At 34.0% G+C, this 18,106-nt stretch carries 16 protein-coding genes; 6 read left to right on the forward strand and 10 right to left on the reverse strand.

The genetic code is table 11. From position 1 onward, the window contains the following. Positions 1-19: 19 nt before the first annotated feature. The 3 genes from KFZ70_RS16600 to KFZ70_RS16610 all read left to right on the forward strand — a co-directional run bounded on the left by KFZ70_RS16600 (position 20) and on the right by KFZ70_RS16610 (position 1,665). Positions 20-724 carry a DUF4197 domain-containing protein gene (locus KFZ70_RS16600; RefSeq protein ID WP_139698147.1) on the forward strand — a complete coding sequence of 235 codons (705 nt, stop codon included), beginning with the start codon at positions 20-22 and terminating at the stop codon, positions 722-724. A gap of 480 nt (positions 725-1,204) precedes the next feature. Beyond that, entirely contained in the window at positions 1,205-1,402 is a 198-nt protein-coding gene (locus KFZ70_RS16605; RefSeq protein ID WP_139698146.1) for a Lacal_2735 family protein, read from the forward strand. 77 nt (positions 1,403-1,479) lie between these two features. After that, a complete protein-coding gene (locus KFZ70_RS16610; protein WP_139698145.1) occupies positions 1,480-1,665 on the forward strand; it encodes a Lacal_2735 family protein in 186 nt (61 codons plus the stop codon). A gap of 186 nt (positions 1,666-1,851) precedes the next feature. On the opposite strand, the gene KFZ70_RS16615 is transcribed toward KFZ70_RS16610, so the two are convergent. From KFZ70_RS16615 to prfA, 3 genes are read right to left on the reverse strand one after another with little or no spacing between them, the layout of a single operon-like run. After that, positions 1,852-2,661: an ABC transporter substrate-binding protein gene (locus KFZ70_RS16615; RefSeq protein WP_139698144.1), complete on the reverse strand. Its 810-nt coding sequence runs from the start codon at positions 2,659-2,661 to the stop codon at positions 1,852-1,854. Positions 2,662-2,674: 13 nt separating this feature from the next. Further along, the gene (gene pyrF, locus KFZ70_RS16620) at positions 2,675-3,487 is read right to left on the reverse strand and encodes an orotidine-5'-phosphate decarboxylase (protein WP_139698143.1); all 813 of its coding nucleotides are present in this window, start codon (positions 3,485-3,487) and stop codon (positions 2,675-2,677) included. Between the two features lie 10 nt (positions 3,488-3,497). After that, positions 3,498-4,574, reverse strand: a complete 1,077-nt coding sequence (prfA, locus tag KFZ70_RS16625) for a peptide chain release factor 1 (RefSeq protein WP_139698142.1) — start codon at positions 4,572-4,574, stop codon at positions 3,498-3,500. A gap of 402 nt (positions 4,575-4,976) precedes the next feature. On the opposite strand from prfA, the gene KFZ70_RS16630 reads away from it, so the two are divergent. Then, positions 4,977-5,660: an ABC transporter ATP-binding protein gene (locus tag KFZ70_RS16630; protein ID WP_139698141.1), complete on the forward strand. Its 684-nt coding sequence runs from the start codon at positions 4,977-4,979 to the stop codon at positions 5,658-5,660. Between the two features lie 38 nt (positions 5,661-5,698). Here KFZ70_RS16630 and KFZ70_RS16635 read toward each other — a convergent pair whose 3' ends face one another. From KFZ70_RS16635 to KFZ70_RS16650, 4 genes are all read right to left on the reverse strand, one after another. Continuing rightward, positions 5,699-8,254 (reverse strand): adenosylcobalamin-dependent ribonucleoside-diphosphate reductase, encoded by a 2,556-nt coding sequence (locus KFZ70_RS16635; RefSeq protein ID WP_139698140.1) that lies wholly within the window; start codon positions 8,252-8,254, stop codon positions 5,699-5,701. A 190-nt stretch (positions 8,255-8,444) separates the two neighbouring features. Further along, on the reverse strand, positions 8,445-9,407 hold the full coding sequence (locus KFZ70_RS16640; protein ID WP_139698139.1) for a DUF3078 domain-containing protein: 963 nt from the start codon (positions 9,405-9,407) through the stop codon (positions 8,445-8,447). 76 nt (positions 9,408-9,483) lie between these two features. Beyond that, positions 9,484-10,662 (reverse strand): AIR synthase related protein, encoded by a 1,179-nt coding sequence (locus KFZ70_RS16645; RefSeq protein ID WP_139698138.1) that lies wholly within the window; start codon positions 10,660-10,662, stop codon positions 9,484-9,486. 80 nt (positions 10,663-10,742) lie between these two features. Next, entirely contained in the window at positions 10,743-12,929 is a 2,187-nt protein-coding gene (locus KFZ70_RS16650) for a glutamine synthetase III (protein WP_139698137.1), read from the reverse strand. 266 nt (positions 12,930-13,195) lie between these two features. Here KFZ70_RS16650 and KFZ70_RS16655 point away from each other — a divergent pair, with 266 nt between their 5' ends. Beyond that, a complete protein-coding gene (locus KFZ70_RS16655; RefSeq protein WP_139698136.1) occupies positions 13,196-14,218 on the forward strand; it encodes a glutamine synthetase beta-grasp domain-containing protein in 1,023 nt (340 codons plus the stop codon). 95 nt (positions 14,219-14,313) lie between these two features. On the opposite strand, the gene KFZ70_RS16660 is transcribed toward KFZ70_RS16655, so the two are convergent. Together KFZ70_RS16660 and KFZ70_RS16665 are read right to left on the reverse strand one after the other, a co-directional pair. Beyond that, positions 14,314-15,255 carry a calcium/sodium antiporter gene (locus KFZ70_RS16660; RefSeq protein WP_139698135.1) on the reverse strand — a complete coding sequence of 314 codons (942 nt, stop codon included), beginning with the start codon at positions 15,253-15,255 and terminating at the stop codon, positions 14,314-14,316. A gap of 176 nt (positions 15,256-15,431) precedes the next feature. Beyond that, positions 15,432-15,983, reverse strand: a complete 552-nt coding sequence (locus KFZ70_RS16665) for a YSC84-related protein (RefSeq protein ID WP_139698134.1) — start codon at positions 15,981-15,983, stop codon at positions 15,432-15,434. Between the two features lie 560 nt (positions 15,984-16,543). Between KFZ70_RS16665 and KFZ70_RS16670 the strand changes: the two genes are divergently transcribed. Then, positions 16,544-16,696 carry an SsrA-binding protein gene (locus tag KFZ70_RS16670; protein WP_139698133.1) on the forward strand — a complete coding sequence of 51 codons (153 nt, stop codon included), beginning with the start codon at positions 16,544-16,546 and terminating at the stop codon, positions 16,694-16,696. A 104-nt stretch (positions 16,697-16,800) separates the two neighbouring features. On the opposite strand, the gene KFZ70_RS16675 is transcribed toward KFZ70_RS16670, so the two are convergent. Then, positions 16,801-18,105, reverse strand: a complete 1,305-nt coding sequence (locus tag KFZ70_RS16675; RefSeq protein WP_407515767.1) for a TRAP transporter large permease — start codon at positions 18,103-18,105, stop codon at positions 16,801-16,803. Position 18,106: the final 1 nt, after the last annotated feature.

Below are 18,106 nucleotides of genomic sequence, written 5' to 3' on the forward strand. Positions count from 1 at the left end.
ACAAACAAACCCCAAAACCATGAAACATATTATTCTTTCCTGTGTATTAATTTTTAACCTAACCGCCTGTGCTGAACTTCAACAAGTTGTTCATCAATTACCTCAAAACACACCCATAAGCAATGGCGATATTGCAGCTGGATTAAGACAAGCTCTAGATTTTGGCATTGACAAACAAGTGAGTAAACTCACTGAAACCGATGGGTTTTATAAAAATGATTTAGTTAAAATTTTACTACCAGAAGAATTGCAAAAAGTTGATAAAACATTGCGTGATATTGGTTTAGGTAATTTAGCTGACGAAGGCTTAAAAGCCATAAACCGTGCCGCCGAAGATGCTGTAAAAGAAGCTACTCCCATATTTATTGATGCTGTAAAAAGTATTACTTTTAGTGATGCCAAAAACATACTACTTGGCAATGATAATGCCGCAACCATGTATCTTACCCATAAAACAGAAACAGCGCTGTATGATAAGTTTAATCCTGTTATAAAACATTCATTTAATAAGGTTGGAGCAGATCAAATTTGGACGAACCTTATTAGTAAATACAACAGTATACCGTTTACAAACAAAGTAAATCCAGACCTGACTGATTATGTTACCAAGGAAGCACTTAATGGGGTTTACACCATGATAGCGGTTGAAGAAAAAGAAATAAGAACACAACTAAATTCAAGAACCACCGATCTACTTAAAAAAGTGTTTGCCCTACAAGATTAGGCTATACATTATAAATAGTTAAAACCGAATACTCTGGCTTACGGTAATTATTAGGGGTAATCTTTCTAACATACAGCAAACTCAAAACGCAACTGTATAACCTTATAGAATAAACATTAAAAATTGAATTAAACAAAATAACGAACAAACTAAAAAGCCCCTTTATTTTAGTATTATCTCCTACGATAGCTCTTTTGATTGGAACGTTTAAAACGATGCTTAGAAGTATTTATTTTTGGCGAGAGCTGGCGCATTTTTTGCTCAATTTCTGGTTTTACAATCCAATTGATCATTTCGGTACTTTTGATAGTAATAAGATTTAAAAAACTTAAAATTAAAACCAACAATGACAATACCCTAAATACCTGAAGCTTTACTACCAATAACAAGTCACACTGATATTCCAAAATTTTAATAAATATAATTTTAATATTAAAATAAAACTTGTATATTTAAGTGCCTGTTAATCAGTTAATAGCAATGAAGCGTATTGACATTATAAAATATAAGCAAGACAAACTAAAACAAGAATATAAAACACTTGTTGAGCAAGCTTATAATTTTCGTCAAACCGATTCTGCTTTAAGCGATATCTCTGAATATAAAGCTATTAAATTACTTAACAAGCTTAATAGACTAAAATACCTCTACAGAGACCAAAATAGAACTGCTATTTAATTTTTACCATTTTTTTAACGATTTCTACACGTCTGCAGCTTAATTATTGACGTAATTATTGTATAAATCTTAACGTCATGAATACCCAGATAAGAAATCATCAAAATAAATTAAAAGCAAAATACAAGCAGCTTATAGAGTTGGCTTATAACTTTAGACAAATTGATGCGCCCCTTAGCGATATATTTGAATATAAATCCATTAAAATTCTTAACGAAATAAATAGATTACAATTTCTTTATGTTAACGCCCCTAAAAAATAAGCACTTAACATTTAGCCTTTTATTAACTGTTTGATGATACCTAAATAATATCCTTAAGCGTAATTTAAAATAAAAAAAACATGAACACACATTTTTGCAGAGTGGGAAGAATAAAACCCAACCTAAATGAACTTATTAGTTTAAAACAACTAGAAAATAGAATAGCTAATTATGTTGAGGACAGAACTAAGCTTGATTTATCTGAATACTTAAGCGGAGCTTTTTAAAATATTGAAAAGCTTTTGTTAATCTTGAGCCATACCAAGAAAACATTTCTCCATCTACTAAAACAATAGTGGAGTTGGGATAGTAGCGCCCAAATTCTGCCTCATGTGTTTTATTAAAGGGATATGGTTCTGACGATAATAACACAAAATCAACCTGCTCTTCTTTATTTACCTCCTCCACCTTAATTTCAGGATACCTATTAAGGTGCTTGTAAATATTCTCAAAATTATTGAGTTCTAAAAGGTACTGTATAAATGTAGTATTAGCGGCTACCATCCAAGGGGCTTTCCAAATAAAATATGCAACTCTATATTGAGGCTTGTCTTTTATAAACAACTGAAAATCTTCTAATTCCTGTTTAAGCTTTGCAATCATGGACTCAGCCTTATCTTGTACCTTAAAAATAACACCGTATTGAGATATGAGTTGTAAACTACCCTGAATATTATAAATATCAGACACATGAACAGGACAAATAGCTTGGCATGCAGCAACAATATCTTTGGTATTTTCTTCTTTGTTGCATACAATAATATCTGGCTTTAAACCCTTTATCTTTTCAATATGGATTTGTTTGGTACCTCCAACAACTTTCACCAATTTTCTAATATGCGACGGATGAACACAAAACTTGGTAACACCTACCAGTGCTGATTCTAAACCCAAATCACATAAAAGTTCTGTTTGGCTAGGCACCAACGATACTATACGCCTGGGTGTTTCTTGTAAAAATAAAGTTCTTTGTAATTGGTCTGTATAGCCTTTCACATCTAGCTAAATCTTACCCAAGAATTTGAGCCATTTCAACTTGAAGTTCAGAAGCTTTTGAAGCTGCAGCTTTAGCAAAATCGGTCTCTTTAGAGGCATAAATAATACCACGTGATGAATTGATAAGTAAGCCTACGGAGTCATTCATACCATATTTACAAACATCTTGCAAATTTCCTCCTTGAGCACCAACTCCAGGAACCAAAAGAAAACTGTCAGGAATTATTTGTCTAATATCAGCCAAAAATTCGGCTTTTGTTGCTCCCACAACATACATTAAATTTTGAGCATTGTTCCAAGTTTTTGACGTTTCCAAAACCTGCTTATAAAGTTCTTTACCCTCAGCGTTTTTTGTTTGAAAATCAAAAGCACCTTGATTGGATGTTAAGGCAAGTAAAATGGTGTGTTTATCCTTAAAAGTCAAAAACGGCTCAACAGAATCTTTCCCCATATAAGGCGCCACGGTAACAGAATCGAACGCTAAATCTTCAAAAAAAGCTTTAGCATACATGGTACTTGTATTACCTATATCACCACGTTTAGCATCGGCTATAGTGAACAGCTCTGGATAATTTTTATTAATATAGTTTATAGTTTTTTCTAAGGCGCTCCACCCTTTTAACCCATAAGCTTCATAAAAGGCCGTATTAGGTTTATAAGCTACACATAAGTGATGTGTAGCGTCAACAATAGCTTTGTTAAATTCAAAAATAGGATCTTCTTCCTTTAAGAGGTGTTCAGGAATTTTATTTAAATCTACATCTAATCCAATACATAGAAAGGATTTCTTTTTTTTAATCTCTTGAACGAGTTGGCTTGTTGTCACTTATATCAGGTTAAATTTCATCACTACTAGCCTTTAACTTTTCAGTATTTTCAGCTAGCTGTAATTCATCAATTATTTTTTGAATATCTCCGTTTACAATGTTTTGCAAATCATAGAGAGTTAAGCCTATTCTATGGTCTGTTACACGACCTTGTGGATAGTTATAGGTTCTAATTTTTGCACTTCTGTCACCTGAAGACACCATACTACCACGTTTTGCAGCATCTTCTTCTTGCTTTTTAGCGAGTTCTAAATCGTATAATCTTGAGCGTAACACTTTAAAGGCTTTCTCTTTATTTTTATGCTGTGACTTTTGATCTTGACATTGCGCAACCAACCCTGTTGGGATGTGCGTTAAACGCACCGCAGAATAAGTAGTATTTACCGACTGTCCGCCTGGTCCTGAGGAACAGAAATAATCAATTCTTACCTCTTTAGGATCAATCTCTACATCAAACTCTTCGGCTTCTGGAAAAACCATCACGGTAGCAGCACTTGTATGAACACGACCTTGTGTTTCTGTTTGTGGCACACGTTGTACACGATGTACCCCAGCTTCAAACTTTAAGGTTCCATAAACGTCTTCCCCAGAAACTTCAAATTGAATTTCTTTAAAACCGCCATTAGTACCTTCACTAAAATCTACCGTATCAACACGCCACCCTTTACTTTCACAATACTTAGTGTACATTCTAAATAAATCGCCAGCAAAAATACTTGCTTCATCACCTCCAGTACCTGCACGTAATTCAACCACCGCATTCTTAGCATCTTCAGGATCTTTAGGTATAAGTAGCACTTTTATTTCTTCCTCTAATTTAGGTATTCCCTCTTTAGCCTCCTCATATTGCATTTTAGCCATTTCAACCATTTCAGCATCACTACCATCAGATATGATTTCTTCGGCTTCTGCCAAATTATTGGTTAACTCTATATATTGCTCACGTTTATCCATAAGAATACGTAAGTCTTTATACTCTCTATTTAGCTCAACATAACGCTTTTGATCGGAAATAATATCAGGTTGAATGATTAAATCACTCACCTCATCAAAACGTTGCTTTACAATTTGTAATTTCTCTAACATCTGCCTTTTTTAATTGGGAACCAAAAATACGATAATTTATGATTTTTTTGTAGTTTCTCTCTACCCTAATATGTAAAAGAAACATAATTTAAAAGATAAAATCTTATATTAGTCTTAGATGCAAAAGTTTCTAGCCATATTTATTTTTTACAAATCTTTTATTCTCTGGTCCATTGGTATAAATGTGTTTCTTCCATTTGCTAAAACACCTATTTTAATTATCCTTTTTATAAAACTAATATTGATGACATTCGTATGCTATGTATTTAATCAAGTAGAAGGAAAGAAGCAACTTATCTTTTATGAAAATCTTGGTCTCTCGCCTCTAAAATTGTTTTTGTCCATATTCTTAATTGACACCATATTATCAACACCCTTTTTAATAATTTTTAATGCATTTTCATGACACTAGAAATAGACAATATTGAATTATACTTTAAAGAAAAAAGTATTCTGAATGGTATCTATATAAAAGGTGAAACTGGAAAAATAACGGGTATTTTAGGTAGTAACGGCTGTGGAAAAAGCTGTTTGATGAATATTATTTTTGGAAGTTTAAAACCCAAGTATAAACTTGTTAGAATAAATAACAAACCCATTGTAAAAGCATTATACAAAACAAATCTTGTTAGTTACCTTCCACAACATCATTTCATACCAAAGACCTACAAACTAAGTACGGTATTTAATTTATTTAATGTGAATTGGTACGATTTCATTGCTTATTTTAAGGATTTCAAGGAACGAAAAAACACTAGATTTAATCATTTATCTGGGGGAGAGCAACGTTTAGTAGAAATCTTCATCGTATTAAAAAGTGATAGAAGAATAATACTATTGGACGAACCCTTTTCTCATTTATCACCCTTATACGTTGAAACCATAAAAGCTATAATTCAAGTTGAAAAACATAGAAAAGCAATTATAATTACAGATCATATGTATGAACATATTATTGCTATTTCTGAAAACATTTACCTTTTAAAAAATGGGCATAGTAAATTGGTTACCGACTTAAAACTCCTTGAAACATATCAATACTTAAGTCATAGTTCGTTAAGTAACATAGTAAAAAAGGAAGTCTAAAAAGACTTCCTTTTTTCACAAATGGGTTTACCTTAAGATTAACCACATTTTGAAGATCCACAATCTTTGCAGGTTAAGCATCCTTCTTGATAAATTAAATTTTCAGATTTACAATTATCACATTGTTGTCCTTTAGCCTTTGTACCATCAGCTACATAGCGCTTTAAAGCACGACCTACCCCATTCTTCCAAGTATTAATAGATGCGCTATCTAACTGTAAACTATTAATTAAATCAACAATTTTATCAATAGGCATACCATGACGCAACGTACTTGAAATAAGCTTAGCATAGTTCCAAAACTCTGGATTAAACTTATGAGACAAGCCTTCAATGGTTGTTTTGTATCCTCTAGTATTTTTGTATTGAAAATCATAACGCGTATTGCCTTCTTCATCTTTATTCTTGATGATGAGTCCTTCCGTAACCCACCTAGGAATTAAAATACCATCTTCATCATCAGCTAAACCAGTAAACACCTCATAAGGCTGGTCATCAATTAACCCTATAAAAGCAATCCATTTTTCTTTATTGTTTTGAAAACGCACCACATCAGCCTCCAGCACTTGCGGACGTTTTGTTGGAAATGCTGTTAATGTAGTATCATTTTGTTCTTCCTTCTTTTCTTCATTTGATATTAATACTCCAGAACGCGATCCGTCTCTATAAACAGTAACCCCTTTACAACCTACTTCCCAAGCTTTTAAATACAATTCACCTACCAAATCTTCAGACACATCACTAGGTAAATTAATAGTCACACTAATAGAATGATCTACCCATTTTTGAATAGCGCCTTGCATGCTCACTTTACTCAACCAATCAACATCATTTGAAGTTGCTCCATAATAAGGTGATTTTTTTATAAGGTCATTAATTTCATCTTGCGAATAATTCTTATCTGTATCTATACCTTTTACCTCCATCCATTGTTTAAAACGATGATGAAATACTACATATTCCTCCCAAGAATCTCCAACTTCGTCCACAAAATCTACTCGAACCTCTTTATCATTTGGATTTACCTTTCGTCTTCTTTTATATACAGGCATAAAAACAGGCTCAATACCCGAAGTAGTTTGTGTCATTAAACTTGTAGTTCCTGTTGGTGCAATGGTTAGCAATGCTATATTACGTCGTCCATACTCTAACATTTCATAGTACAACTTACTATCTGCTTCTTTCAGTCTTAGAATAAATGGATTATTCTTTTCACGTTCAGCATCAAAAATAGCGAATGCCCCACGTTCTTTTGCCAAGTGTACCGAAGCTCGATACGCTTCAATAGCAATTGTTTTATGTACTTCAAGAGAAAAGGCATTACCCGCTTCACTACCATATTGAATCCCTAAAGCAGCCAACATATCACCTTCGGCTGTGATGCCTACACCTGTTCTTCGGCCTTCTTCAGCCTTTTTTCTAATATTTAACCATAAATTACGTTCTGTAGCTTTTACTTCATCTAATTCAGGGTCAGCATCAATCTTTTTCATAATATTATCAATTTTCTGTAATTCTAAATCAATAATATCATCCATAATACGTTGTGCTGCAGCTACATGCTCTCTGAAAAGCTCAAAATTAAACGTCGCTTTAGAAGTAAATGGATTTTCTACATAGGAAAATAAATTAATAGCTAGTAACCTACATGAATCATAAGGGCATAAGGGAATTTCACCACATGGATTTGTTGAAACTGTTTTATACCCCAAATCGGCATAACAATCTGGAACCGACTCATTAATAATAGTATCCCAAAATAAAATACCAGGTTCAGCAGATTTCCATGCATTGTGCACAATTTTTTTCCAAATACTGTTGGCATCAACCAATTTTGACACTTTAGGATGCTCACTAAAAATAGGATACTTTTGGGTATAATCTGTTCCATTTTTTACAGCTTTCATAAAGGCATCATCTATCCTCACCGATACATTAGCACCAGTAACCTTTCCTTGTTCTAATTTGGCATCAATAAAATCTTCAGAATCTGGATGATTTATAGATACTGATAACATTAAAGCCCCTCGTCTTCCATCTTGAGCAACCTCTCTAGTTGAATTAGAATAACGTTCCATAAAAGGTACAATACCTGTAGAGGTTAACGCCGAATTCTTTACGGCAGACCCTTTTGGTCTGATATGGGATAAATCATGCCCCACACCACCACGACGTTTCATAAGTTGTACTTGCTCTTGATCTATTTTCATGATGCCACCATAGGAATCAGACTCACCATTATTACCTATAACAAAACAATTAGACAAAGACGCTATTTGAAACGGATTACCAATACCAGCCATTGGGCTTCCTTGAGGAACGATATACTTGAAGTTTTTAATTAAATTATAAACATCATCTTCAGACATTGGGTTGGCATATTTTGCCTCAACCGAAGCAATTTCTTTAGCAATACGTCTATGCATATCATCTGGAGATATTTCATAAATATTCCCATCAGAATCTTTAAGCGCATATTTATTTAGCCAAACACGGGCCGCTAAATCGTCATTATTAAAGTATTTTAAAGAGGCTTCAAAAGCTTCTTCTTGTGTGTAAACTTTTTGATTACTTTCAGTGAGTTTTGTCTTCATTGATGATTTCTAGGTTTTAGCAGATTAGATTAATTAACTATAAAGGAAGTACAAATGTACAATTAAAAATATGACAAAAATCATAAAGTTCACCACAAAAACAACCTAAAACACTGCTATACAATAAGTTAAAAATTTATCAACAAGAAAAAGTTAACAAATAATTCTAAGAAAACTTGAATATTAATTATTAAAAATCAAAAGCCACACCAATACCAAGAAACTGTTTCCACTGTAATTTAGCGCCTCTTTCATCAAATTCGCCTGGATTTTCCTCTGAAGGAACTTTTGTTTTTACATCATCATCATAACGCATATGAGACCCTAAAGTAGCCCTCATAAAACTATTTACTTTAAACGCAAAATCTAAACGCCAATCTAGGTCTATATTTCCAAATTTATTAAGATAATCAGAATACAAACTAATTTGATGTTTTACATTAATGTTTTGAGCCAGATCCATTTCATAAGCATTGGTTAACAACACCCCAAATTCTTTTCTAAATCGCTCACCTGGCGTTATCAGATTTCCCTCATCATCATAAACAGCAGGAGTTACCCCAAAAGACCCCGAATTAGCCAAATTTTCATCTAACACAAATGTGCCTTTTAAGGTAAGTGGTGAAAAATAGAACGACAACTCTTGAATATCCTTACCATACTCTATTCCTCCCCCAAAAAACACATAACCAGGTGCCATAAATTTAGAGATAGGATTTTCAGTATTTGGGTATTTATACCCATTTGTAAATTGGGTTCTAAAATTCATTCGAGCCATGTAGTACCAATTAGACTTTGAATCTGATCGATACCCAATATTAGAATTCAATTCTATTAAATCATCTGTTTTTCTTGTTTCTCTATCCTGTTGTGCATTGATACCATACCGCATATGAATATCATTGTTCCAAACATAAAACTTATCCTTGTAATTTAGCATAGACTTGCCATCTACAAGCCCAGAGATAGAATTGGTACCCCCAGCATTCCAGTTTACAAATGAAGATTGATTTAAATCTAAAGAAGCCTTGTTAACTTGTTTCCACTGCGGCCCTTCATATACCTTCTCCTTTTCCCTTAAAAACAACCAATTAGGTTGTGTATAAGCATTATTAAATACCATGCAAACCACAAGAAAAAGGAGTATTCTCATATACAAAAACAAAAGGTTAATTTAACAAAGTACATTTGTTATCAAAAATTATTCCATTTCAACAAAAATGCAAATATTAATATGTAAACTCACCGTATTCTGATTTTATTGTAAGCTTTTTAGTTTTTGAAGCTTCAACTCTTCCTATAATTTTAGCATCAACATTAAACGATTTAGAAATCTCTATTATATTTTCAGCCACATCAGGAGAAACGTACAATTCCATTCGGTGTCCACAATTAAACACTTGATACATTTCTTTCCAATCTGTTTTTGATTGCTCTTGAATCAATTTGAATAAAGGTGGAATTGAGAACATATTATCTTTCACAATATGAAACTGATCAACAAAATGAAGAATTTTAGTTTGAGCACCACCTGAGCAGTGCACCATACCATGAATGTTAGCTCTGTTATATTTCGATAAAATCTTTTTTATGATAGGTGCATAGGTTCTTGTTGGTGATAACACCAGTTTACCTGCGTCAATTGGCGCATTTGCCACAGCATCTGTTAATCGTACCCCACCCGAATACACCAAGTCTTCAGGAACAGAAGCATCAAAACTTTCAGGATATTTTTCAGCTAAATACTTACTAAACACATCATGCCTAGCAGAAGTTAAACCATTACTCCCCATACCGCCGTTATAGTCTTTCTCATAACTTGCTTGACCAAAACTTTCTAAGCCCACAATTACATCTCCAGCTTGAATATTTGCATTATCTATAACATCGCTTCGCTTCATTCTAGCGGTCACTGTAGAATCCACAATAATGGTTCTAACCAAATCACCAACATCAGCAGTTTCACCCCCGGTAGAATAAATGGTAACGCCAAACAATTTCAAATCTTTTAAAAGCTCTTCTGTACCATTAATGATAGCAGAAATAACCTCTCCTGGAATTACATTCTTGTTTCTACCAATAGTTGAAGACAACATAATATTATCTGTAGCACCAACACATAACAAATCATCAATATTCATGATTAAGGCGTCTTGCGCAATACCCTTCCACACTGAAAGATCACCTGTTTCTTTCCAGTACATGTAAGCCAATGATGATTTTGTTCCAGCCCCATCTGCATGCATAATTAAGCAATAATCCTCATCATCTGTAAGATAGTCGGGCACTATTTTACAAAACGCTTTAGGAAATAAGCCTTTATCAATATTTTTTATTGCATTGTGCACATCTTCTTTTGATGCCGAAACACCACGTTGGGCATACCTTTTTGAAACTTCTTGACTCATAATGTTATATTGTGGTGCAAATTTACTTTTTTGAATTAAAAAATCCTGCCTTTTTCAAGCAGGATTTTATAAGTTATAAACTATCTTGTAAATAATAACTCTCTATACTTTGTTAAGGGCCAAATTTCATCATCAACAAGCAATTCTAATTTATCGCAATGATATCTAATATCATCAAAAAGTGACTTTACATGGTTACAATAATACTCTGCCTTCTTTTCTATGTTATCCATTTGATTGGCATGTTTTCTGGCTTCAATCATTTTAGTCACATTAGCATTAATACCTTCAATATGACTTGATATTTGCTCAATTAAATTAATTTGTTCTTTAGAAACCGTTTTGTAGTTATTTTCAAAAATCTCTTTCAAGCCTCTTACATTTTCAATCAGAATATTTTGATACTTTACAGCCGTTGGCACTATATGATTTCTTGCCACATCAGCCAAGACGCGACTCTCAATTTGAATATGCAAAATATAAGCTTCAATTTCAATTTCATAACGCGCTTTAGTTTCAATAGCACTCATTACCCCCATTTCTTCAAACAAAGCTATTGAAGCCTTAGATATTCTAGCTTTTAAAGCCTCAGGAGTGGTTTTATTGTTACTTAACCCTCTTTTTTTCGCTTCAGCTTCCCAGGCAGCATCATAGCCATTACCTTCAAAAAGAATAGGCTTTGTTGACTTTATATATTCTCTTAGCACATTAAATACCGCTTCATCTTTCTTTAAATCTTTCTTATCTATTAACGTATCAACTTCTTTCTTAAAATCTTTCAACTGCTTTGCCACAATGGTATTTAACACTGTCATGGGATTTCCGCAATTTGCCATTGATCCTACTGCCCTAAACTCAAATTTATTTCCCGTAAATGCAAAAGGTGACGTTCTATTCCTATCTGTATTATCTAAAAGTACGTCTGGAATTTTACCCACCACATTTAACTTGAGTTCTGTTTTCTCTTTAGGCGACAATTTCCCTTTAGTCACCCCTTCTAACTCCTCTAAAACTCGCGTTAATTGCTCTCCTATAAACACAGAAATTATTGCCGGCGGCGCTTCGTTGGCTCCTAATCTATGATCATTACTAGCAGACGCAATAGCAGCTCTTAACAATGCTTCATGTTCGTGTACCGCCTTTATAGTATTAATAAAAAATGTAAGAAATTGAAGGCTACTCATTGGTGTTTTTCCTGGAGCTAGAAGATTTACACCCGTATCTGTAGACAGCGACCAGTTATTGTGTTTTCCCGAGCCATTCACTCCTGCAAATGGTTTTTCATGAAGCAGTACCTTAAAATTATGTTTTGAAGCCACCCGCCCCATAATATCCATTAATAAAGCATTATGATCTACAGCCAGATTGGCCTCTTCAAAAATAGGAGCCAATTCAAATTGATTAGGAGCCACTTCATTATGTCTTGTCTTCAATGGAATCCCTAAAAGCATACATTCGGTTTCCAACTCTTTCATGAAATTTAATGCTCTTTTAGGAATCGATCCAAAATAATGATCATCGAGTTGCTGTCCTTTGGCTGACGAATGTCCTAATAAAGTTCGTCCCGTTAACATAATATCGGGGCGGCTAGTTGCTAACCGCTTGTCTATCAAAAAATATTCCTGCTCCCACCCCAAAGAGGAAACAACTTTTTTAACATTCTTATCAAAATATTTACAAACCGCTGTAGCCGCATCATCAACAGCGTGTAACGCTCTTAAAAGCGGTGTTTTATAATCTAAAGCCTCTCCGGTATAAGCCACAAAGATGGTAGGTATGCACAGCGTAGTATCATAAATAAAAGCTGGCGAAGTAGGATCCCACGCTGTATAACCTCTAGCCTCGAAGGTATTCCGAATACCTCCACTTGGAAAACTAGACGCATCAGGCTCTTGCTGTACCAATTGCGAGCCTCCAAACTTTTCAATAGAATTGCCTTCTCCAACCGTTTCAAAGAACGCATCATGCTTCTCGGCCGTAGCACCTGTTAAGGGTTGAAACCAATGTGTGTAGTGGGTCACACCTTTAGATAGAGCCCAATCTTTCATTGAAGAAGCGACTTGATCTGCAATGGCTCTGTCTATTTTTTTACCATACCGAACGGCATCCATCACCCCTAAAAAGGCATCTTTGGTTAAATATTGACGCATTGTGTTTTCATTAAACACATTTTTTCCAAACAAAACTGATCGGCGCTCATGTTCCTCAAAAACGACTGGTTTTGAATCAAGAGACTTTTTAATAGCATGTAATCTTAATGTAGCCATTCTTTAAAAATGAATTGAAAATGAATTGAAAAGCAAAAATAATCAGCTTCATCAAATAAGCCTTACAACTCAAAAATTTATTGTTAACATTTTTTCAGTTTTTAAATAAAAAAACCAATTATTTTTTAATTATACCCAAAAAAAATAGGGTATAAATAAAAATAAGTTTGATGTTTAGGAAAACACCCCCTAAATATATAGAGTATTTATATAAAAATTTATATTTGTGTCATTATTATCAATATTACAATCATAAAATATTTATTATGGCAAAAATTAAATTAGAATACATTTGGTTAGATGGGTATTTCCCAACTCAGAATATGAGAAGTAAAACCAAAGTAGAGGAGCATGAAAACTTCCAAGGAACATTAGAAGAAATTGGAAATTGGTCTTTTGACGGATCTTCAACAAGACAAGCTGAAGGAGGTTCTTCTGACTGTTTATTAGTTCCTGTTGCTATTTACCCTGACCCAGAGCGTGTTAATGGTTATTTAGTAATGACTGAAGTTATGAATGCAGATGGAACGCCTCACGTTTCTAACGGTAGAGCTACCATTGATGATGAGGATGATGATTTCTGGTTTGGTTTTGAGCAAGAATATTTTATCATGGATACTGCAACACAACTACCTTTAGGATTCCCTGTTGGTGGTTATCCAGCTCCTCAAGGTATGTATTACTGTTCAGTAGGTGGAAAAAACACACACGGTAGAGATTTAGTTGAAGAGCATGCTGATTTATGTATTGCTGCTGGATTAAATTTTGAAGGAATCAACCAAGAGGTTGCTTGTGGACAATGGGAATTCCAATTATTTGCTAAAGGTGCTAAAAAAGCTGGTGACGAAATTTGGGTTGCTAGATATTTATTAGACCGTTTAACAGAAAAATACGGATACTACATTGATTACCACCCAAAACCATTAGGTAAAGATATGGACTGGAATGGTTCTGGCATGCATGCCAACTTCTCTAACAATACTTTAAGAACTTGTGGTTCTAAAGAGATTTATGAAAAAATATGTGAAGCTTTCCGTCCTGTAGTTGATGAGCACATTGCTGTTTACGGTGAGTTTAACGACCAACGTTTAACAGGGTTACACGAAACCGCTGCTATTACTGATTTCTCTTATGGAGTTTCTGACCGTGGTGCATCAATTCGTATTCCTATTATCACTGTTGAAAAAGGGTACAAAGGATGGCTTGAAGATAGAAGACCAGCTTCAAACGGTGACCCTTATAAAATTGCGGCTAGAATTATTAAAACGGTTAAATCTGCAAACGTTTAATATATAACGCTAGTTTTGTTCATAATAAAAAACTCACATTTAACAATGTGAGTTTTTTATTTATTTACTTTTACCAATTAATTCTACTTTCATATTTACGAAGTAAATAATAAAAACATAAAAACGCCGTAACCTATTACTAACACAAAACCTTTCCACCTGCTTATTTGCATGCTTTTAGGCAAGAATATAAGCGGCAATAAAAGAGCTGCATAAGCAAGCATCCAAACAACATCCACAGTTAATATAGAAGTCTCTGTTACAGGAATCGGTTTTACTAAAGCTGTTAAACCTAAAACTGAACCGATATTAAAAATATTAGAGCCTATCAAATTTCCCAAAGAAATGGCTTTCTCTTTTCTAGCGGCCGCTATTACCGAAGCTGCCATTTCTGGCACACTGGTTCCTATAGCAATGAGAGAAACCCCTATTACAGATTCACTTACACCCAATGAACGCGCAATAGTTTTTGCCCCATCAACTAACCACTCACTACCAAAGTAAAGTGCCGTTGCCCCAATGAGCATCCATAAAATTATTTTAAAGTTAGACACTATAGCTAAAGCCTCATCTACTTCTTCAACAACCACTTCCTTTTTTGCACTTTTCATCAAAACGATTAAAAAAACGAGCAAACCCGCAAATAAAATACCTCCTTCAATGGTTGATAGTTTATTATCATTCTTCAAAAAATAATAGAGTAACATGGAAAACAACATCATTGCTGGCCAGTTCAACCTATAGAAAGATCTATCAACAGTAATGAATCCAATCATAGCCGTAACCCCTAAAACTAAACCTATATTGGCGATATTAGATCCTACTACATTATTAATCGCTATAGCTGGAGAACCTGTTAGAGCAGCTTGTAAACTCACTAAAAGCTCTGGAGCAGACGTTGCAAAAGAAACAACCGTCATACCTATAACCATCTTCGAAACGTTGAACTTAAAAGAAAGGGCTACTGAAGACCTTACCAAATACTCACCGCCAACAACTAATAAAATAAAACCTAATACAACCCAAAGTATACTCATAAACTTTTTTTTGCGAATATAACTGAAAGTAAAACGTTATAATCAACTTGAATTGACATTTTACTTAAAGACTACTTATACTTCAACCTATTAATCATCAAGCAACCTCCCATCCTTATAATCAGATTTTGTTTTAGCTTGAATGCACTTAAACTTATAGCTCAGGTTTACTATGATTACTTCTTTGGTTTATATGAAAAGTGTTGTCCGCCAATAGAAGCTTCATACATTAAACCGCCTAATGTATGTGTAAAAACAGCAACGCCATTTTGATAGGCGACATCAACAGAAGCTCCTGCCGTTATAGCCACCGCTGAAGCTTGCGCATCAAATTTTAACTTACCACTTGTAAAACGGTCAAAAGCTTCTTTGTTTTCAAAGAATATAACTTCACTGTATTGCTGACCTCCGGCTTGCAAGCCAAAAGATGCTTGCTTTAATTTTGAAATCCCCACAGGTTCATGACTAAGATAAACCATTCCAGAACCTGCTGCCCCGCCAATACCTAACCCGGCTTTTGTTACCTTTGGAAATACAACATATCCATAAGCTTTTTCCTTAAATGTATTTAATTTAGGACTATTGCTTATCATTTCAGACAATGCATTATTTGCATCATTTTCTAATTCTGGTTTCCAACCACCAACTTGAGAGATAGCAGAACCCACAAATGTGAACACAAACACCAAAATAAGTAATTGACTACCTTTTAAGACTTTAAATTCCATACCCTAAAAAATTATATTTAACAACCTTGTTTTTGCCAACAAGTTACTTATTTCTAACAAAAACAAAAACATTAAAATAAAGCATTTTTATATTAATAATAACGGAGCAAAACTCAATACATTTAACGGTAATAATTCTGTTCCAAAAAAACGAAATGTAAGAAAACCATGATTTTAATAGCAAAATCCTCCTTGGTTTATAAAAAGCAGGCATAAAACCCTCTTGAATTATTTCAAAAAACAATTAAAAAACAAAAATAAGTTTCAATTAAAAACAAATTCAAAGATACAATATAAAATATCGAAACGTAATTTGTTTTTTCACTTACACATTAGTATTCAATTTCATCAATTTTTATCAAAACGTTTGGAGATAATATACTCTAAAATATATATTGAAAACTCATTGAGCAAACAACATCTATTTATTAACCCTTAAAACCAAAACTAATGATCATACTTGCCAAACTTTTAGTTGAATTTATACTCTTTATACTTTCAATTATTTAATCAGAAGAATGTAAAACTTAGTCTAGAATAAGTTTTACTATTTTTGTTCTATGAAAAAGCAAGTTTTTAACGTTTTGGCTAAAATTAATAAAGCTATTTTACCCAGCTATTCTAAAAAAAAGTTGGATCTTTCAAAGGCTACTAAATTTCAATTAGCAATTATTGGTTGGCGTTGGTATGTGACTAGAAATGCCCTAGACTAAAATACTTCTTTAAAAAAGTTTTTAGAATTATTATATCCACTTATGCCACGTGTGCTTTAGAGCAAAAAACTACTCTTCTATCGCTATATTTTAATAGGCTGTTCTTAAAGCCCAAACAAATTTGGTAAATACATAGAAATTTCAGGGATATAGGTTATTAAAAGGAGTACCAATACCATGATTAGCAAAAATGGCAGTAATGGTTTTACCACTTGAGAAACCGATATGTTGGCAATACCACTTCCTACAAAGAGTATGGTTCCTACTGGAGGTGTACATAGGCCAATACACAAATTGAGCACTAACACAATGCCAAAATGTACTGGATGCATCCCTAAAGCAACAACCACTGGTAAAAATATAGGGGTAAAAATTAAAACGGCAGGCGTCATATCCATAAACGTTCCTATAATCAAGAGCACCAGATTAATAACCAGAAAGATAACTATTTTATTACTGAATTGTTCTAGTAAAAACCCACTGATAAGCTCTGGGATCCCCTCAAAGGAAAACAACCATGACATAGCCATAGAGGTACAAATTAAGAACATAACTACAGCAGTAGTCTTTGCGCTTGTGAGTAAAATTTCAGGAAAATCTTTAGTGGTAATATCCCCATAAATGAGCGCCAATACCGCTGCATATAATACTGCTATGGCCGATGCCTCTGTAGCTGTAAAAATACCTGCTACAATACCGCCAACCACAATAACCCACAGTAACAGACTAAAAAAGGCTTTACTAAAATATTTCCAAATCAATGAAAGTGGTGCGCGCTCACCTTTTACAAAGCCTCTGGTTATAGCCACAAAAGCAATATAACCTATAATACTAAACCCTAATAAAATACCTGGTAGATATCCTGCTATAAACAGTGCCGCAACAGAGGCAGTACCACCACTAGCCAAGGCATATACAATTAAAATATTACTTGGAGGAATTAATAGGCCCGTTGTTGATGATGTAATATTTACAGAAGCACTAAATGCTCTTGGATACCCTTCTTCCTCCATCCTATCAGTCATTATACTTCCTATGGCTGAAGTGGCCGCGATGGCTGAGCCTGAAATAGCCCCAAATAACATCGAGGCCAATACATTTACATAAGCCAAGCCCCCTGGCAAACTAGCAACTAATGATTTTGCAAAATTTATAAGCCGGTTGGCAATGCCACCTCGCTTCATAATTTCGCCAGCTAATACAAAAAACGGAATAGCCAAAAGCGCAAAACTATCAATACCTGTAGTCATACGTTGGGCTATGGTGGTTATGCCTGGTAGTTTATCAATATTAAGTAATAAACTTATAGTTGTAGAAATACCTATACTGTAAGCCACAGGAACTTTTAACATTAGCAAGGTAAAAAAACTGGCAAATAAAACGATGATACTTATAACCTCAATACTCATG

The organism is Allotamlana fucoidanivorans, from assembly GCF_045788535.1.
In the GTDB taxonomy this organism is placed as follows: Bacteria; Bacteroidota; Bacteroidia; order Flavobacteriales; family Flavobacteriaceae; genus Allotamlana; species Allotamlana fucoidanivorans.